At 61.2% G+C, this 16,625-nt stretch carries 19 protein-coding genes, 4 tRNA genes and 1 pseudogene; 14 read left to right on the forward strand and 10 right to left on the reverse strand.

The genetic code is table 11. The annotated features are described in order from the left end of the window. Positions 1 to 6: 6 nt before the first annotated feature. The 6 genes from secE to AB3G45_RS17570 all read right to left on the reverse strand — a co-directional run bounded on the left by secE (position 7) and on the right by AB3G45_RS17570 (position 3,248). The gene (gene secE / locus AB3G45_RS17545; protein ID WP_024270434.1) at positions 7 to 207 is read right to left on the reverse strand and encodes a preprotein translocase subunit SecE; all 201 of its coding nucleotides are present in this window, start codon (positions 205 to 207) and stop codon (positions 7 to 9) included. Between the two features lie 190 nt (positions 208 to 397). Beyond that, positions 398 to 473, reverse strand: a tRNA-Trp gene (locus AB3G45_RS17550). 134 nt (positions 474 to 607) lie between these two features. Further along, a complete protein-coding gene (locus AB3G45_RS17555; protein WP_367831761.1) occupies positions 608 to 1,264 on the reverse strand; it encodes a hypothetical protein in 657 nt (218 codons plus the stop codon). Between the two features lie 404 nt (positions 1,265 to 1,668). Next, positions 1,669 to 2,844 (reverse strand): elongation factor Tu, encoded by a 1,176-nt coding sequence (tuf, locus tag AB3G45_RS17560; RefSeq protein ID WP_367831751.1) that lies wholly within the window; start codon positions 2,842 to 2,844, stop codon positions 1,669 to 1,671. Positions 2,845 to 3,064: 220 nt separating this feature from the next. Further along, positions 3,065 to 3,138: transfer RNA gene (locus tag AB3G45_RS17565), tRNA-Gly, on the reverse strand. Between the two features lie 25 nt (positions 3,139 to 3,163). Continuing rightward, a tRNA-Tyr gene (locus tag AB3G45_RS17570) sits at positions 3,164 to 3,248 on the reverse strand. A gap of 204 nt (positions 3,249 to 3,452) precedes the next feature. Here AB3G45_RS17570 and rlmB point away from each other — a divergent pair. Then, a complete protein-coding gene (gene rlmB / locus AB3G45_RS17575; RefSeq protein WP_367831762.1) occupies positions 3,453 to 4,328 on the forward strand; it encodes a 23S rRNA (guanosine(2251)-2'-O)-methyltransferase RlmB in 876 nt (291 codons plus the stop codon). A gap of 61 nt (positions 4,329 to 4,389) precedes the next feature. Here rlmB and AB3G45_RS17580 read toward each other — a convergent pair whose 3' ends face one another. Then, positions 4,390 to 5,013: an FMN-dependent NADH-azoreductase gene (locus AB3G45_RS17580; RefSeq protein WP_367831763.1), complete on the reverse strand. Its 624-nt coding sequence runs from the start codon at positions 5,011 to 5,013 to the stop codon at positions 4,390 to 4,392. Between the two features lie 131 nt (positions 5,014 to 5,144). Here AB3G45_RS17580 and AB3G45_RS17585 point away from each other — a divergent pair, with 131 nt between their 5' ends. From AB3G45_RS17585 to AB3G45_RS17620, 8 genes are all read left to right on the forward strand, one after another. Then, entirely contained in the window at positions 5,145 to 6,092 is a 948-nt protein-coding gene (locus AB3G45_RS17585; protein ID WP_367831764.1) for a LysR family transcriptional regulator, read from the forward strand. A 55-nt stretch (positions 6,093 to 6,147) separates the two neighbouring features. Continuing rightward, a tRNA-Thr gene (locus AB3G45_RS17590) sits at positions 6,148 to 6,223 on the forward strand. A gap of 240 nt (positions 6,224 to 6,463) precedes the next feature. Further along, the gene (locus AB3G45_RS17595; protein WP_367831765.1) at positions 6,464 to 6,670 is read left to right on the forward strand and encodes a hypothetical protein; all 207 of its coding nucleotides are present in this window, start codon (positions 6,464 to 6,466) and stop codon (positions 6,668 to 6,670) included. 75 nt (positions 6,671 to 6,745) lie between these two features. Then, the gene (locus AB3G45_RS17600) at positions 6,746 to 7,072 is read left to right on the forward strand and encodes a hypothetical protein (RefSeq protein ID WP_367831766.1); all 327 of its coding nucleotides are present in this window, start codon (positions 6,746 to 6,748) and stop codon (positions 7,070 to 7,072) included. 113 nt (positions 7,073 to 7,185) lie between these two features. Then, positions 7,186 to 7,854, forward strand: coding sequence for an SOS response-associated peptidase (locus AB3G45_RS17605; RefSeq protein WP_367831767.1), 669 nt, complete (start codon positions 7,186 to 7,188; stop codon positions 7,852 to 7,854). Positions 7,855 to 7,953: 99 nt separating this feature from the next. After that, entirely contained in the window at positions 7,954 to 8,202 is a 249-nt protein-coding gene (locus AB3G45_RS17610) for a DUF982 domain-containing protein (RefSeq protein ID WP_367831768.1), read from the forward strand. A gap of 729 nt (positions 8,203 to 8,931) precedes the next feature. Continuing rightward, positions 8,932 to 10,224, forward strand: a complete 1,293-nt coding sequence (locus AB3G45_RS17615; protein WP_367831769.1) for a hypothetical protein — start codon at positions 8,932 to 8,934, stop codon at positions 10,222 to 10,224. A gap of 273 nt (positions 10,225 to 10,497) precedes the next feature. Then, on the forward strand, positions 10,498 to 10,695 hold the full coding sequence (locus AB3G45_RS17620) for a hypothetical protein (protein WP_367831770.1): 198 nt from the start codon (positions 10,498 to 10,500) through the stop codon (positions 10,693 to 10,695). A gap of 129 nt (positions 10,696 to 10,824) precedes the next feature. On the opposite strand, the gene AB3G45_RS17625 is transcribed toward AB3G45_RS17620, so the two are convergent. Next, complete coding sequence (locus tag AB3G45_RS17625; protein ID WP_367831771.1) at positions 10,825 to 10,995, reverse strand: hypothetical protein; 171 nt, start codon at positions 10,993 to 10,995, stop codon at positions 10,825 to 10,827. 347 nt (positions 10,996 to 11,342) lie between these two features. On the opposite strand from AB3G45_RS17625, the gene AB3G45_RS17630 reads away from it, so the two are divergent. After that, positions 11,343 to 12,176 (forward strand): hypothetical protein, encoded by an 834-nt coding sequence (locus tag AB3G45_RS17630; RefSeq protein WP_367831772.1) that lies wholly within the window; start codon positions 11,343 to 11,345, stop codon positions 12,174 to 12,176. Positions 12,177 to 12,221: 45 nt separating this feature from the next. Here the strand turns inward: AB3G45_RS17630 and AB3G45_RS17635 are convergent, their stop codons facing one another. Next, the gene (locus tag AB3G45_RS17635) at positions 12,222 to 12,500 is read right to left on the reverse strand and encodes a hypothetical protein (protein WP_367831773.1); all 279 of its coding nucleotides are present in this window, start codon (positions 12,498 to 12,500) and stop codon (positions 12,222 to 12,224) included. Positions 12,501 to 12,671: 171 nt separating this feature from the next. Here AB3G45_RS17635 and AB3G45_RS17640 point away from each other — a divergent pair, with 171 nt between their 5' ends. Then, a complete protein-coding gene (locus tag AB3G45_RS17640) occupies positions 12,672 to 13,031 on the forward strand; it encodes a nuclear transport factor 2 family protein (RefSeq protein ID WP_367831774.1) in 360 nt (119 codons plus the stop codon). A gap of 413 nt (positions 13,032 to 13,444) precedes the next feature. Here AB3G45_RS17640 and AB3G45_RS17645 read toward each other — a convergent pair. Continuing rightward, positions 13,445 to 14,155: pseudogene (locus tag AB3G45_RS17645) on the reverse strand (tyrosine-type recombinase/integrase); the annotation flags it as partial. A 410-nt stretch (positions 14,156 to 14,565) separates the two neighbouring features. Here AB3G45_RS17645 and AB3G45_RS17650 point away from each other — a divergent pair. The 3 genes from AB3G45_RS17650 (at position 14,566) to AB3G45_RS17660 (ending at position 16,604) form a co-directional block, all read left to right on the forward strand. After that, a complete protein-coding gene (locus AB3G45_RS17650) occupies positions 14,566 to 15,285 on the forward strand; it encodes a YopT-type cysteine protease domain-containing protein (RefSeq protein ID WP_367831775.1) in 720 nt (239 codons plus the stop codon). Positions 15,286 to 15,512: 227 nt separating this feature from the next. After that, positions 15,513 to 15,707: a hypothetical protein gene (locus AB3G45_RS17655; protein ID WP_367831776.1), complete on the forward strand. Its 195-nt coding sequence runs from the start codon at positions 15,513 to 15,515 to the stop codon at positions 15,705 to 15,707. Positions 15,708 to 15,830: 123 nt separating this feature from the next. Continuing rightward, positions 15,831 to 16,604 (forward strand): NAD kinase, encoded by a 774-nt coding sequence (locus AB3G45_RS17660; RefSeq protein ID WP_367831777.1) that lies wholly within the window; start codon positions 15,831 to 15,833, stop codon positions 16,602 to 16,604. Positions 16,605 to 16,625: the final 21 nt, after the last annotated feature.

The following is a 16,625-nucleotide window of genomic DNA, read 5'->3' on the forward strand; positions in this document are numbered from 1 at the left end:
AACCAATCAGGCGCTGGCGCTGAGGACGAGGCCGATCAGCCAGCCCATCAACTGGTCCGCAGCGAAGAAGAACACTGCAGCCAGGAAAACCATGACGAAGACCATGACGGTCGAGATCATCGTCTCGCGCCGCGAAGGCCAAGTCACTTTCGCCGTCTCGGAGCGAACCTGCTGCAGAAACGCAATCGGATTTGTTTTCGATGCCATTGAATGTCCACGCCATTACGGCACGTAAAGCTGAATTATCAGCCCCACGCACCGCGTGTCTGTTTTGCCCTACATAAAGCCCGATTCTCTTTTTCACAAGAGGCAACCGGACTTTTAACGAATTATGACGGCAAACGCCGCCATGCCATCCGCCCCGTCGCTGCAAGTGGTCCGCGCTGTCCGGTGAGGATGGCAGGGGCAGAGGGGCTCGAACCCCCGACCTGCGGTTTTGGAGACCGCCGCTCTACCAACTGAGCTATACCCCTAGACGCCTGCCGCCCGGCGGGGAAACACCCGTCGCCGGCAAGGCATGGCGTCTTTACGGCGCACGGGCCGACTTGGCAAGCCCAAAGACGAGATTTTTTCACAACTTAGCGGCCCGGCCCTTCCCTTACCCCGCCTACCAGTCGAAATGCAGCTGCGCCCTGACCGCGCCGGTCAGCACCGTATCGCGCCGGCGCACGGAGGCGCGCAGGTCGAGGCCGTCGAAGACGCGCTGCTCGATGGCGAACTCCGCACCGATCCGCTCCTGGCCGCTGGCCGCCGAACCGGTGGCGACGAAGGCGGTGCCGGTATGCAGCGCCTGGAGGCGGGCCTGCTGCGTCATGCGCACGCTGCCGGGATCGCCTTCGTGCATATTGGCATCGGCGGAGACCGCCGGCGCCAGGACGATGTCGATGGAGGGCGTCGCCATCCACAGCCGCGACAGGCCGACGCTCGCCGAAACGCGCCCGGTCAACGGGTTATAGCCGGCTGCCACGTTGCGCTGCGCCCCGGACGGCCCTGCCCCGTGCAGTTCCGCCCAGAGCCGCGCATTGTCCCGCGTGTCGCGGATCCGCCCCGTCGACGACGCGGTAAGCGAGAGGTCGACGCCGCCGCTCACGCCGGCCGCGGTCGCGGTCCTGGCGCCGAGGCGCAGGCGGTAGGCATAGCTGGACATCTTCGCCGGGGACCAGATGAGGAGGGACTCCTGCGCCCTCGCCGCGCCCGCCGGCAGGATCGCGAGAATCATCGAGAGAGCGCATGCTGCGCGCGCTGCGCCTGCAAGAGCGTTCATGGTGTTTCGGGTCCGCGTCTGATTGCCGTGATGCGCACGGCACGGCCCGAGGCCTGCCGCATGCCGGGGCGCCGCCGCAATACACCGGATCGAAACGATCCCTCGGCGCCGGGCCCGCGGCTCATCGCCCGTCAGGCCATGCCGCTCCAGGCGACGCGGCAAATCTACCCGCAAGCGCCGCCCGCCTCCATCCCCAGGATTGGCGAGTTATCGCGAAGAGCTAAAAAAGCCCGGCATTTCAAAGCAGAAGCCCCGCGGTTTCCCGCGGGGCTCTCATCAGGTCATTGACCCGAAAATTACTCGACGATCGAGGCAACGATGCCGGCGCCGTGTGCAAATCGCGCTTGCGCGCCATTTGCACACTTTTGATTCCGTCGGCAAGCTTACGCCATCGTCAGCAAGCGTTACTCGACGATCGAGGCGACGATGCCGGCGCCGACGGTGCGGCCGCCTTCGCGGATGGCGAAGCGCAGCTTTTCTTCCATCGCGATCGGAACGATCAGCTCGACTTCAACCGTGACGTTGTCGCCCGGCATGACCATTTCCGTGCCTTCCGGCAGCGAGACGATGCCCGTCACGTCCGTCGTGCGGAAGTAGAACTGCGGACGGTAGTTCGTGAAGAACGGCGTATGACGGCCGCCTTCTTCCTTCGTCAGGATGTAGGCTTCGGCCATGAACTTCTTGTGCGGCTTGACCGAACCCGGCTTGCACAGGATCTGGCCACGCTCGACGCCGTCACGCGTGACGCCGCGCAGAAGCGCACCGATGTTGTCGCCGGCCTGGCCCTGGTCGAGCAGCTTGCGGAACATTTCCACGCCCGTGCAGGTCGTCTTCGTCGTCGGGCGGATGCCGACGATCTCGATTTCCTCACCGACCTTGACGATGCCGCGCTCGACGCGACCGGTCACGACCGTGCCGCGGCCCGAGATCGAGAACACGTCTTCGATCGGCATCAGGAACGGCTGGTCGATCGGACGCTCCGGCGTCGGGATGTAGGCGTCGACGGCAGCCATCAGCTCGCGGATCGCGTCTTCGCCGATCTTCTTGTCCGAATCTTCGAGAGCGGCCAGAGCCGAGCCCTTGATGATCGGGATGTCGTCGCCCGGGAAGTCGTAGGACGACAGAAGTTCGCGAACTTCCAGTTCGACGAGTTCGAGCAGTTCCGCGTCGTCGACCTGGTCGACCTTGTTGAGGAACACGACGATCGCCGGAACGCCGACCTGGCGGGCGAGCAGGATGTGCTCGCGCGTCTGCGGCATCGGGCCGTCGGCGGCAGAGCAGACCAGGATCGCGCCGTCCATCTGGGCAGCGCCGGTGATCATGTTCTTGACGTAGTCGGCGTGGCCGGGGCAGTCGACATGCGCATAGTGGCGGTTCGGCGTCTCGTACTCGACATGTGCCGTCGAGATGGTGATGCCGCGGGCCTTTTCTTCCGGAGCGGCGTCGATCTGGTCATACGCCTTGAACTCGCCGAAATACTTCGTGATCGCTGCCGTCAGCGACGTCTTGCCATGGTCAACGTGGCCGATCGTGCCGATGTTTACGTGAGGCTTGTTGCGCTCAAACTTACCTTTTGCCATGTTTTTATTCCTACTGAACGAAAGTTGGGCTAACCGGCCCGTCCGGTTTGGCAGGCGTTTAAGGCTTTCGCAACGAATGCGCAAGCCTTAAATGCACGGGAGAATTATGCCGGAAACGGGCTGGGGCAAGCCGGATAGACGTTAAATCGCAATGCGGAATCGCTTTTTCAAGGCAGGGCCTTAGACAGAAGCGCTGATTGTTTTTCATGAAGCCGGAAAATGGAGCGGGTAGCGGGAATCGAACCCGCGTATTCAGCTTGGAAGGCTGCTGCTCTACCATTGAGCTATACCCGCGGGGGTCTTGATCCGTCTGACGGAATGGTGGAGGGAGTTGGATTTGAACCAACGTAGGCTGAGCCAACGGATTTACAGTCCGTCCCCTTTAACCACTCGGGCATCCCTCCATATTCCGTCGGGATCAAGCGACCAGTATCGACCGGCTGGCAGCGCCTCGCGGGCGGCGCCTTCGATCTGGCGGCGTATATGACGGGCACAAATCGTCCTGTCAACACGAGGCCACGGAAAAAATTGCGAAAAACATCATCGTCCCCAGCCGGCGGCCGGACGCCCCGTTTGCGCGTTGCGCGCGACATGCTCTATAAGGCCGCATGAGCAAAGACGATCCCGGCGGCAAGTCCGCGAAAGACACCCATTACGCCAAGCTGCGCCGCGCGCACCGCGACCAGCGGCGCGAACGCGGCGAGATCCCGACGCCGAAGGACGACCGCCGCCGCAAGCCGGCGGACGGCTGGAAGGCCCCCACCCCGGCGCCCGACCAGGTCCATCTCTACGGCCTGCACACGGTGCGCGCCGCGCTCGACAATCCGCAGCGCAGGATCGTCAAGCTCTCGGTGAGCCAGAACGCCGCCCAGCGGCTGGAGCTGCCGGATTTCTCCACCCTGCCCTTTCCGGTCGAGACCGTGCTGCCGTCCGACCTCGACAAGGTGCTCGGCCCGGAGGCGATCCACCAGGGCGTGATGCTGGAGACGCGACCCCTGCCGGTGCGCCGCCTGGAGGCGCTGAAGGACAGCCCACTGCTGCTCGTCCTCGACCAGGTGACCGATCCGCACAATGTCGGCGCCATCATGCGCTCGGCCGTCGCCTTCAATGCCGGCGCCGTCATCACGACACAGCGCCACTCGCCGACCGAATCGGGCGTGCTCGCCAAGACGGCCTCCGGCGCGCTGGAACTCATCCCCTATATCCAGGTCACCAATCTCTCCGACGCGCTGGAGGAGCTGCACAAGCTCGGCTTCCTGACGATCGGCCTCGATTCGGAGGGCCCGGCGCCGCTGGAAGGCACGCTGTCGGGCGAACGCATCGCGCTCGTCATGGGCGCGGAGGGCAAGGGCCTGCGGCAGAAGACGCGCGCCACCTGCAAGGCGCTCGCCCGGCTCGACATGCCCGGCGCGATCAAGTCGCTGAACGTGTCGAACGCCGCGGCGATCGCGCTCTACGCCACGCAGCGCCATCTCCTGGGCTGAGCCAAACGCAAAGGGCCCGCCGGCTTCCACCGGCGGGCCCTTCGATGTCGAAGGACGACGCCTAGCTGGCAAGCTTCAGGGCGCCGCGATCGTTGATGGTGCGCTCGGCCTCGGAAATCGCCTCGATCTTCGAATCGGGGCTGAGGTTCAGGCCTTCGGCGCGCACCACTTCCACATCCGTGATGCCGAGGAAACCGAGCACGGCCCTCAGGTAGCTTTCCTGGTGGTCCATGGCCGCCGCCGGGCCTGCGGAATAGTGGCCGCCGCGGGTGGAGACGACGATGACCTTCTTGCCCTTGGCGAGGCCTTCCGGGCCTTCGGCGGTGTAGCGGAACGTCTTGCCGGTGACGGCGACGCGGTCGATCCAGGCCTTCAGCTGGCTCGGCAGAGAGAAATTGTACATGGGCACGCCGAGGATGATCGTGTCGGCGGCGAGGAACTCGTCGAGCACCACCTTGCTTTCGGCGACCTCGGCGGCAATCTGGGCGTCGACCTCTTCCGGCTTCGCATTGACGGCCATCAGATGGGCGCCGGACAGGTGCGGCAGCGCATTGGCGACAAGGTCGCGATAGGTAACGGCGGCGGCCGGCTGTTCGGCCTTGATCTGGGCGGCGACGGCGGCCGTCAGGCGGCGGGAGACGGAATGATCGCCGAGAATGCCGGAGTCGATATGGAGGATGTTCATGGGTCTGCACCTTCGTTTCGGTTTGGGTGCAAGAGATATGTTCCGAAAACAATCGAGCGATTAGACGGCAAAAATCCAATTGACTGTTTCACCCGGGAAACAATAATTCGCAAAACCGCCGGAGATATCCCATGCAGGACCTGAACGATCTCGCGCTCTACGCCGCCGTGGTGCGGCACAAGGGTTTTACCGCGGCGGCCAATGCGCTGTCCGTGCCGAAGTCCAAGATCAGCAAGCGTGTCGCCGCCCTCGAGGAGCAGCTCGGCGTGCGCCTGATCGAGCGCTCCACCCGCAAGCTCGCGATCACGGATATCGGCCAGTCCTTCTACGAGCGCTGCGAGGCGGTGCTTTCCGGCGTCGAGGCGGCGGAAGCGGTGGTCGCGGTCGCCAAGGCCGAGCCCGCCGGCACCGTGCGCCTGTCGATGCCGCCGGGCTTCGCGCCCATGGTGGCCGACGTGCTGCCCGGCTTCATGAAGCGCTATCCCGGGGTGCGCCTGTCCATCCTCACCACCGGCCGCGCCGTCGACCTCATCGAGGAGCGCATCGACATCGCGCTGCGCGTGCGCGACGGCTACGACACGGACCAGTCGCTGATCGTGCGTCGCTTCGCCGGCACGCGGCGCCATCTTGCGGCGAGCCCGCGCTTCCTGGAGCGGCACGGGCCGATCGACCTGGAGGCGATCGGCCGCGTGCCGACGCTCTCCATGCAGGAAAACAGCGCCCGGGCGATCTGGACGCTCCACCACCGGAACGGCGACGTCCACGACGTCTCCCATTCCCCCGTGCTGCTGTGCTCGGATTTCAGCGTGCTGGAACGGGCGACGATCGAGGGCATCGGCCTTGCCCTGTTGCCGGACATGATCGTGGAGCGCGGCTTCCGCAGCGGCTTCCTGACACCGGTGCTGCCGGAATGGTCGAGCGCGGAATCCACCGTGCACGCCGTCTTCACCTCCCGCCACGGCATGCTGCCGGCCGTGCGCGCCCTCATCGATCACCTGGCGGAAAACCTGCCCCGCTCCATCATGCGCTGCCAGGAAATCGTCCCCATAACCGCGCTGGACAGCAACTGGTCGATCTGACCCACGCCCTTTCCCCTTTACAGCGCCGGAGAATATGCTAACTCCCTCGCTGTGTGCCCTTATAGCTCAGTTGGTAGAGCACCTGATTTGTAATCAGGGGGTCCCGGGTTCGAGTCCTGGTGGGGGCACCAATTTTTTTCTAAGAACGCTGGTTTTTCAGGTGCTTAAGGCTTGATTGTCTTTCCCGGTCCACCTAACAGACCACCTTTGAGAGCGCGGTAGGATCACACTCTTTGAGGCCTCGACCGCCGCAGTTGGGCTTATAGATATGCCCCACGGGCACATTTCCGCCAGCGCCGATTCGGAAATCCGCCCGGCTACCGGATGCGTTCATTTGCATTCATCCGAGCCAGCAAACCGGAAGGGAGCTCATGACCCGATCTGCACTACTGCGCCAAGCCGACCTCGGGCGCCTGATCAGGGCCGCAGCGAAGACGGATAGCGTTCTGCGCATCGACATGAATACGCTGGTGGTCACAGTCCTTCCTCTATCTGCACTGACAGAAGCCGAACGGCAATCAATGACGGGCGGTCTAGCTCCTGACACCAAGGAGAACTGGTCCGATCTTGCCTTCTAATCTAACGTGCTCGCCCTCGGCACGCACGCACATTGGACGGAAGGCCGCGGTCGGGAATGGAACCGGTCGCCTACGATGCCGATCGACGCGTACCGACGCTATCTTGCCGGCCTGACCGCGCCGCCCTATCCTCCTTTTTCGGAGGAAGTCATGCCAATCTCGGGACCAAAGCGCAGCCCGGACCATCCCGACCGCCTCACTGACTGTGAGGCCGCCTTGGAGGTTGAAGTTTTTCGGCTCGTCGATCAGGCGATAGAGGCCGGATGGGACCTGGAGGAGGTCTGCGTCGCCGTTGCGTCGATATCCGATCACCGGGTTCTTGCGCATCTTGCCGACGCGGACCTTCATCGCAGGATTGCCATCGCAGATTCCAACGGCCTCGTCCTCCGGGGGCCGAAATGATCCCGCACAGCCCCTCCACGTACTTAATCGTGGTCTCGCTTCTTGCATGTGCCATCATAGCCGTTGGGCCGCCGCTGGCTCGATATCTTTTCTTCTCGATTTGAGGTGCTTGCATGTGCGGCCGCTTCACGCAGATGCTGTCATGGCGCGAACTGGTGGCGCTCTATCGCCTGACGGACAAATACCTGATCCGCAACACCGAGGCGCGCTATAACATCGCCCCGACCCAGACCGTCCCGTTTGTCCGCATGGACGACGACGGCAACCAGATCGTCGATGACGGCCGGTGGTGGCTCGTGCCTCACTGGGCTAAGGAGATGCCCAAAGCCGCGATGTTCAACGCGAGGATCGAGACCGTCGATACCTCGCCTGCATTTCGGGACGCATTCAAGATGCGCCGGTGCCTCATTCCTGCAGATGGCTTCTATGAGTGGACCAAGGCCGAGGACGGCGGCAAGGACCCATGGCTTATCCAGATGCCGGGCGATAAACCCTTCGCCTTTGCCGGCCTCTGGGCCCATAACAGCAAGCTCGACGTGACCAGCTGCACCATCATAACGGCACCGTCGATCGCACCCATCAGCCAGATCCACGACCGGATGCCTGTCATCCTGGATCCTGACGTTTTTGAGGGGTGGCTGAATCCGGCAACGCCGAAGGAGAACCTGAGGGGCATCCTCGGGCACCACCTGGACGGCCAGATGCAGATGCACCGGGTCAGCCGGGACATCAACAGCTCCCGCTTTACCGGGCGGCCGGCGCCGATTATAAATTCGCTCTAGGGGAACAACATCTCCGGCTGTGCGTTCCCCAGCACGTTCACTCTATCTTTTCCACCTGCCCCGCTCCTGGCGGGGCCTTTGTTTTGCGTGGAGGAAAGCATGGACAGAGGCGAATGGAGCCTCCCGGTCATCTTCGAAACCGAAAAGCTCGGAGTGTATCTGACGATATCGTCTACGGCCGAAGCAGCGCGGGTGCTGCTCGAGCACTGGCCAATGGATCGGGGGAAGGCTTTGAAGAGGGCGAAAGCCGCTTGCCTGTTGGTTCTCCAGGGAAAATCGGATGCAGAGATTGCCCGAGAAGCCTTTCTGAAAGCTGCCGCGGAGGCTGACGTGTCTGTCAGACCCTAAAAACGAAAAAAGCCCCGCAACCCAATAGGCCGCGGGGCGTTGCAGAAGATTAGACCTTACGGCGCTGAGCTTAAGCGCTGGCGCTCCATTCGGTCAACCACTCTTGCCATCGCTCGATATTGGCGGTGATGGGCTAGATGTTGTGGGAGTCTGCGCCATCCGCCATAGTCGACGAATGGACATAGAACTTTCGACACTCGAGGAACGAGCTGAAGCCGAGGAGCACCTGGCTGAGGCGATGCGCATTCTGAACGCCGCGATCCGCAGGGTGCACAGGTCGGGCCTGATGGTGAGCGCAGAAATTTTGACCATGCACTCTCGCGATGGAGCGCTACCCCAGCTAATTTTCTGCACCCTCGACCAGCAACATGGAGCGATTTTGACGCGAGCGCCGTCGTCAAGCCGATCCAACTCGTATTGAAAGAGGGGCGAATTAGCTGGCACTCTCATGACAAAACGACCGGATTTTGAAGGCCGGCGGGCGCCACTAGAGCTACCGTGTGCTGGTCCTCCCCAATTTGGCGATAATGAAGGCCTGCCCTGCGGCGGCTACGTGCGGGCGTCGTCTCTGAACTTCGAAATAGGAGGCGGCGTCTGCATATCCGCGATGCACTTGATTCAGGGAGATAGTGAGAGAAGTCGCCTCTAGCGGAATTTTAACCTTGCCAGTATGCGAACTTTTAAATGCACCCAACTTAAAAGCGAATAACAAAGTAGGGGGCATTAGCTATGCGCAAGTTTCATTTCGCTTTCTCAATAAAATTGCTGCTCGCGTCCACGACGATTGCATACGCCTCTCAACCGGACGTGCGCTTTGAGCTTGTGGAAGAAATGACCGCGTGCGTTGCCAAACTCGACGTGGCCCACGACGCTGGCCACTCTGTCGATGGCCTGGCAACCATGCGCGTTTCGACCAAGGGTGCTCTCAAATTCCTTTTGGGCGATGAGGGGATGGATGCCGACCGGCGCCGGGCCGTTCGAGATATCAGTGCCGAGTTTGAAGACGAGCTTCAACTGAGCCCCATGAACGCACGCTCAAAAGTGCGCGCCCTCACCCAACAATGCCGAGACCTCGTCTACGAAGCAGAGGACGTGCGTGTCGATTGGGTAGCGGCTAAGAAGGCGGACGCCGAGCGCAAAGAAGCGCTCGAAGCTGAAGCAAGGAGAAAAGAAGCAGAGGCCGCGATGCGTGCGACGATAGCAGCAGACCGCGAGCACGCGTTAGAATTAGCGAAAATCCATGCGGAAAATGAACGTCTGAGAATTCAGACAAATGGCGAACTCAGTGCAAAGGAAATGGCTCTGGGGTTGGAAGAGAAGAAAATCGACGCTGCGACAACCATCGAAGTGACCAAGGTGACAGCGCAGACAGATCGTCTCGCGATCGAAAAGAGTGCCGAAATCGCGATTGACAAAAACAAGGCAGCCGTTGAGTCCACGCGCATTGTTGCTGGCGCGGCCACGGATATTGCCAAAGTGGATGCGGAAGCGAAGATTGCTGTCACGGGAAAAATCGCCGAGATGACGACCACGATGGAGAGCGCCGCATTGGAACGCGAAAAGGTCCGTGCCGCTTCTAACGCCGCCATCGCTTCGGACCTAGCTAAGACGATTGAGAAGGTCGAAACGAAGAAGGCCGATGCCGCAGTCGAGGTTGCAAAGCATGAGGCCGCCGCATCTGTCGAAACCGCTCATGCAATTGCCCAAGCACACATCGCCACAACAGGTCGTTCCGAAGAGCAGACCGTGGTTATGGAGGGGGCTTTGGAATGTGGTGGCTTTTACGCCGTCATGGTCAAGAATGCTCCACAAAACCAACGCTCCGGCATCTCTGCGTTGGCGACAGTCATGTTCGAGGTCGCCCGCGATTCAGGGGCTGATGATCAAATGATATCCGACGCGCCTAAGAATATGCTCCAGAAGATCAAAGCCACCGCTGCAAGTGGGAGAAAGGCACTTCAATCTGAGTTGGTATCCATCAAGGAAAGATGCACTACAATGAGCGACGTGGCCAAATTCTGAAGAACCACGCAGGCACGATATCACGCCGGTTCAACTCAGCACCAGTTGCGGCGCCTGTCTGTCAAGGGAAGATAACGATGAGCGGCTTTACCGAGGAAGAGCGCACGGCCTGGCTGGAGCGAAGAAATCGGCAGGAAACCGAGTTGTCGGTGCCAGATGGAGGCGACACGACGTGCCTGCATTGCCAACGCCCGATGTTCCGCTGGCAAGCCTCCGACCCCGACAACCCGCTCTGTGAGACCTGCCTATAGCCGGATCCGTCGTCGCCTCGCCATGGTCAACAACGTCTACAAATTCCGGCGCGTCAAGTGGGGGAATCCCCACGAAAAGCTGAAAGTGCTCGCCGAGGATATCCGTCGTAAGGTGTGGCTCGACCGCTTGTCACACGGTCAGTTCGGCGCCCTAGTCGCTGCAGCAGCGCTGTTCGCATTCGCCCTCGCGACGACAGCAGCCGTTTATCTCGCGCCCTAGTTCACCATCAGCATCGGCTCTTGTGCTTTGCCCGACTTGCCCGAGCATCCGCAGGGCAAGACAAACCACCCCCTCCATACGCCCCGCTTGGCGTCGTGGACAGCCTTCTGCTGACTAGCGTAGGGCCTTCTATAGCTCGCGCTCGGCGCCATCACCACCCAGGCGCGCCTCCCCCTCGATCATTGCGACGAACTCGACGCTGGTCATTCGCCTAGTTTCCGTAATCCCTATCTCGCTCACGAAGGTCACGAGCCAAACGCTACGGCTGAGTTGGACGGCGAAGTGGGTGCTTTTGATCATTGGCGCTCTCCCTTGCGAATAACGCACCATAACCCGCGCCGGGGTGCTACTCCCAAAACTGCGAGTTGGGAAAATGCCGAGCCCTGATGGCGAACGTCGCCGCGACCAGACGCCACCTTTATTCCAAGCAAAATCCGCAGCATCGCCACATCCGTGACCTCGCCTCGCCCAGAAGGAATGTTAGCTACCCACTGCGGCATACGCCGCGGGTCCATGCATCGCCCTCTGTTGATTGCGTAGACGATGAGCGCCGCCCGCTAATTTGAGGCGGAGCAACTCCATATTGCTGCCTCTCGGCGCCGACGCGACCACAATTTCCGCAGTCAGTTAATTGCGAGGAGATAGCGATGGCTAATCTACTGTCGATCATTCGTGAGCGAACCGGCGACGCCCCAAGCCCAGGGCAAAAGCGTTCGCTCGACAGCGTTGAGAAAGCGCACCGCCTGGGGCATGCAACAGCGCAGCACAAAAACCTGGAAGAAGACTCCTGCCCATATCGTAAGACCCCTCATCGAGAATGCTGGCTTCAAGCCTTCAGGCACGCGCGAGGTCGAGAGGACGCCGCCGACAACATCAATCGATTTGGCGTGCCGGTCTGTGAATGGATCGCAATGGCGGAGTCCGACCGTCAGCGTATTCGTCTCAGGGGCTGGTATCGCAGAATGAAAACGAATCCCCTACTGCTTGCCAGGCACAAGGCCCGAGAAGCAAAGGTGCGCGTGCGTATCAGGGAACGTTGGAGGGAAAATCCCGAGCCCTTTCGCGCGAAGATGCGCGAGATTTATTGGGCCGATGTCGAAACAACCAGAGCGAAAGCACGCGAGAAATATCATCGCAACCTCGACAAGGAGCGCGCTCGGAAGCATCGGAGTGCGATGGCAAAAAAAGCAAAGCGGGAGATCAATCGATCGCCAGACCAGATTTTCACCTTGATCGACAAAGCGGTGCCAAGGGCGCTTCCAGGGTTCGCGAGAGACGAAATCGTTTCCTCCATGTGCCTAGCCGTTCTCGAGGGCAAACTATTCATCGAGAACATCGGCCAGGAGGCGCGAAAATATCTGGCTGCCTATAATCGCGAGTTCGACCACTTTAAAACCGCGTCGCTCGATACGCCTGTAAACGGTCGCGATGGGACGACATTCCTCGATTTACTGGCCGACGAAAGTGGTGGCGACCGGTAGCACCGAGTTAGCAAGCGGGCGCCCGCGCTTATCGGGGGCGCCCCCCTATGTCATCTCCCTGACCCGCCCCCGTATCGTCCAGAGAAACCATATCGGAAAACCGAGCTCGACCAATAGGATGGCGACGAGCACGACAAGGTAATGAGGGTCAAGAAGGGCCAACAGCAGCACAAGGGGGATAGCAGAGGCCATCCCTGCCATGAGGATCCAAAGCGCACGGCGGCCCGCGGAAGCAACCGGAACCAGGCGCCGGGGATGATGGGGGTCTATTTCGAACCACGGCTCCAAGCCCGTTTCCGGTCGCCATTTAAAGAAATCGCTCATGTTCCACCCCTGATGAGATCAAGACTATGTGCGCTGCTCATCTGAGCGCACAATACAGCCCGCCGGTAAGAGGGCTACATCGGGACCGCAGTTCGGCTTTCGAGTTTTTGTAGTATGTGCTAAAATTCAGTCTGCATCTAAGTGCGTTTTCTTTAGCCGGAGGAGGCAACAATGCAACCGAGCGAGGCTGTAGATGGCATGGCCATACAGAAGGCCATCGAGGGACGGGACGGGCATGCATTGGCGGATTTCTATGCCGACGATGCTGTGCTGCGAATAATCGACAAGCACAATCCTCCCAGCAATCCGCGAGAGTTGGCTGGAAAGGTTCAAATCGCAGAATTCTGGAATGATGTTTGCGGCAGAGAGATGCAGCACAAGGTAGAGGCCTTGGTCTCAGAGGGGAGCCGTATTTCCCTTACCGAGACATGCGCCTATCCGGATGGGACGCATGTATTCTGCGCCGCAATGATCGACATAGCCGGCGGCAAAATCGCGCGGCAAACGATGATCCAGGCTTGGGACGAGTGACCGGGGGAATGCCTTCGGCACCTACGAAAAGGCCCGCCGGTAAGGAAGAGTCGACGGCAGTTGTAGGAAGGGTGGAGGGTCGCGCAACCGAGTGCTATGTTGTGCGATCCAATACCATCCAGTACAATGGAGCCCTCCCGGCGAGCGAATCCGCTGCCATGTGTTGTGGGCCCGTTCAAGACGGTGGCTTTCAGTCTAGTTCGCCGGGACGCCCTACCTCAGGCGCCGATGCCAGATTGTGAACGACCCAGCTTTACTGGTGTCTTTCGTGGCATCAGCGATGCCGGCGCGGTCCAGGATATATTGCGCGAAGCCATTCTTTGTAGCGGATGAGCCTTCCCGCAGGTGATGGCCATTGATCCGGTGAGATGTCGCCCCAAGCAGAATGTCGACCATTTGAAGGCAAAGCTCGGATTTCGAATCCCTGAAATGGACGCGCCTGAAATGGTAGGTTCGGAGAGCGACACATAGAAAGCCGGCACCTCAGCCCACGGTAAAGCTGGAATGTTCCCGGCCTTGTGGCGCTGTTGCCCGAGGAGCGCCCTCGCCTTGTCCGTTGCCTGAAGGTCAACTTCCAGCCCCAGGGCGGCGGCGTGGCGCATACAGATGGCAAGCCGGTTCATGGCCTTTCGCGCTGTCTCGGCCTTTGTGTGCCAGATAGGCGCTATCACATCGCGAATGCTGGTCTGGTCGATTTCGGCGACAGGGGTCTTTCCGAGCTTGGGAAGGATATGTAGCTCCAGGGGGCTGAACCATCGCCCAGCCTTACCATCACCCTTCAATTCGGCCTTGCGGCTTTCGTAGGCGTCCTCGGCAACCTCCCGCAGAAGGTGGAGGCGCTTTTCAGCTTCCCGACGCTCGCGCTCGCGTTCCTTAATCGGATCGAGCCCCTTGGCCGCGATGCCGCGCCACCTCTCGGCCGCCTCCCGAGCATCCTTTAAGGATACGTCGTTGATGGAGCCCAGGCCCATCTCCCGGCGCCGGCCGTAAATCGTGAAGCGGAAAACCCACTTTCCTGAGCCAGCCTCAGCCTTATGCAGCCAGAGGCCACCACCGTCCGAGTATTTACCGGGGCGCGCGCCCTTCACCGAGAGAGCAGAAAGCTTGTTGAGCGAACGTGCCAAACCAGCCCCCCTTTCGGTCCACCTTTGCGCTGACGACGCATTGCGACAATAAGTTACTCACAATTTGAGAATGAAACAAGAACCAACCTGGAGATTCAGGCGGTTCGCGACGTAAAGTTAGAATGAGTTTTCCCGCGCTACGGCACTTCAATGCCTGGTGGGGGCACCATTTTTATTTGCGCGACGCTGTCCGCCAACCCATCCCGCCGGTTCCCCTTCATTCTGTGGCTCTCCTCGATCCGCCGCCTCGCGTCCATGCGCGATCCCGGCCGTCGGCCGGCTCCTCGGTGCCGATTTTCTGCTTGCGGCCGATGGTTCTCGTTGTGCTGCAAAAAAGGGTGTGAGACCATCCGCGCGCAAATTCACGCGCTCCGATCCTTGGGAGTTGAACGGCGACGGGGGAATTGATCATGGGCAAGAGTCCGACCAGTGACGCGCTTGATGCTTTCGCCAAGACCGTAGGAGGGTTCAGGACCTACGATTTCAGCCAGGCCCAGGCCTTCAAGGTCATCGAGACGGACGATCCCAGCCAGGGCAAGATGTACAAGATGGTCCTGCGGAACGGCCAGCCCATGGGCGGCGTCTGCATGACCATGTGCGCGTTCTGGGTGGTGTTCCATGCCATGCAGGACAAGAAGGGCGGCAACCCGTTCACCAAGGGGCGGTCCGTCTGGGATTATCTCTTCAACGAGGGCGGGCTGAACACCGGCGCTGCCACCAATATCGTCGTCGAGCACCATATGTCCTCGGGCCAGCAGCTCGCTTATTTCGATTCCTTCATGCTGAAGTTCGGCGTCCAGCTACGGAACAAGTCGATTGCGGGCATGCAGATCCCGAACGTCTACATGCCGTTGACGGCCAGCACCGCCGACCAGGCGGCGGCGCTGATCACGTCGGTCAACGGCTACAAGATGATCAGCCTGAAGAAGACGGATTCGGGCGCCGGCGGCGGGCATGCCGTCTGCGCGTGGTACGACGGATCCGACGCGCTGTTCATGGATCCCAATTACGGCGAGTTCTGGTTCCCGTCGAAAGTCGCGATGATCAAGTGGTTCAAGTACTTCTGGACCAAGACCTATTCCAAGAGCTACAAGAGCCTTCGCCCCCGCACCTATGTCGCAGCGGCATAGACGCCGGAAAACAGCGCTTCGAACCCTGCCCGCTCCCCGCACGGGCGTATCCCTGGCGGCAGCGCCTGCGCTGCCCGCTTTTCCATGTCGGCCGCCGTCGTCGATTGCCGTTGCGGGCCGACTGGCCTATAGGCGTCTCGTCGACGGGCGCTACGGGCGCCCGCATTCCCGTCTCGCGGCGCCGGCCGACACCGGCCCCTCGCAAGACCCATGATGGAGGAACGAACGTGGCGCAGGACAAGGGACCGGTTTCGAAAGTGGTGGTCGAAAAGCGGCTGGACGGAAAGTATTTCTACGCGCTCACCTTCCGCGGCGTCACCTATCCGGTGAAGGGGCCGTTCGGCAATCCGATGGAGGCCGCCGCCAACGGGCAGGCCGTGCTGAAGATACTGGAAGAGCGGGCGGGATCGGCGAAGGCCTGAGCGCCGCCGCCCTCACGGCGTCCTGTCATATTTTTCAGATGCGCATGCCGTAAAGGCATGCGACAAAGACCGGCCTTGATGCAGGATGCGCCGGGGCTTGCTTAAAGGATGCGGATCGGCGGCATGGCGCGTAACCTCAATTCCATCTCCTTCGTCGCCTCGCAGGCGAGCGAAGCGCAGGAAGCGCGCAACGAGCTGGTTTCGATCTACGGCAATGCCGATCCGGAGGAGGCCGACGTCATCGTCGCGCTCGGCGGCGACGGCTTCATGCTGCAGACCCTGCACACCACGATGAATTCCGGCAAGCGCGTCTATGGCATGAACCGCGGCTCCATCGGCTTCCTGATGAACCGCTACGACCCGAAGGACCTGCCGGACCGTATCGAGAACGCGGTGGAAAACGCCTTCCGGCCGCTGGAGATGATCACCGGCGATGCCAGCGGCCAGGAGCGCCGGGCGCTTGCCATCAACGAGGTCTATCTCTTCCGCCAGTCCTACCAGGCGGCGAAGCTCAAGGTCAGCATCGACGGCCGGGTGCGGCTGGAGGAGCTGGTCTGCGACGGGCTGCTTCTGGCCACGCCCGCCGGCTCGACCGCCTACAACCTTTCCGCCCACGGGCCGATCCTGCCGCTGGAGGCGCCGCTGCTGGCGCTGACGCCGGTCAGCGCCTTCCGCCCGCGGCGCTGGCGGGGAGCACTGCTGCCCAACAAAGTGACGGTCGAGATCGCGGTGCTGGAAGCGGAGAAGCGGCCGGTCAACGCGGTCGCCGACAATACCGAGGTCAAGTCGGTGACCTCGGTGCGCATCGCCGAATCGGCCGGGCTTTCGGCGCGCATCCTTTCGGATCCGGATCATTCCTGGTCCGACCGGATTCTTGCCGAACAATTCGATTACTGACACGGGGCTACCCGGACCAGG

Origin of the sequence: Shinella sp. S4-D37 (assembly GCF_040812195.1) — a bacterium.
Classification (GTDB): Bacteria; Pseudomonadota; Alphaproteobacteria; order Rhizobiales; family Rhizobiaceae; genus Shinella.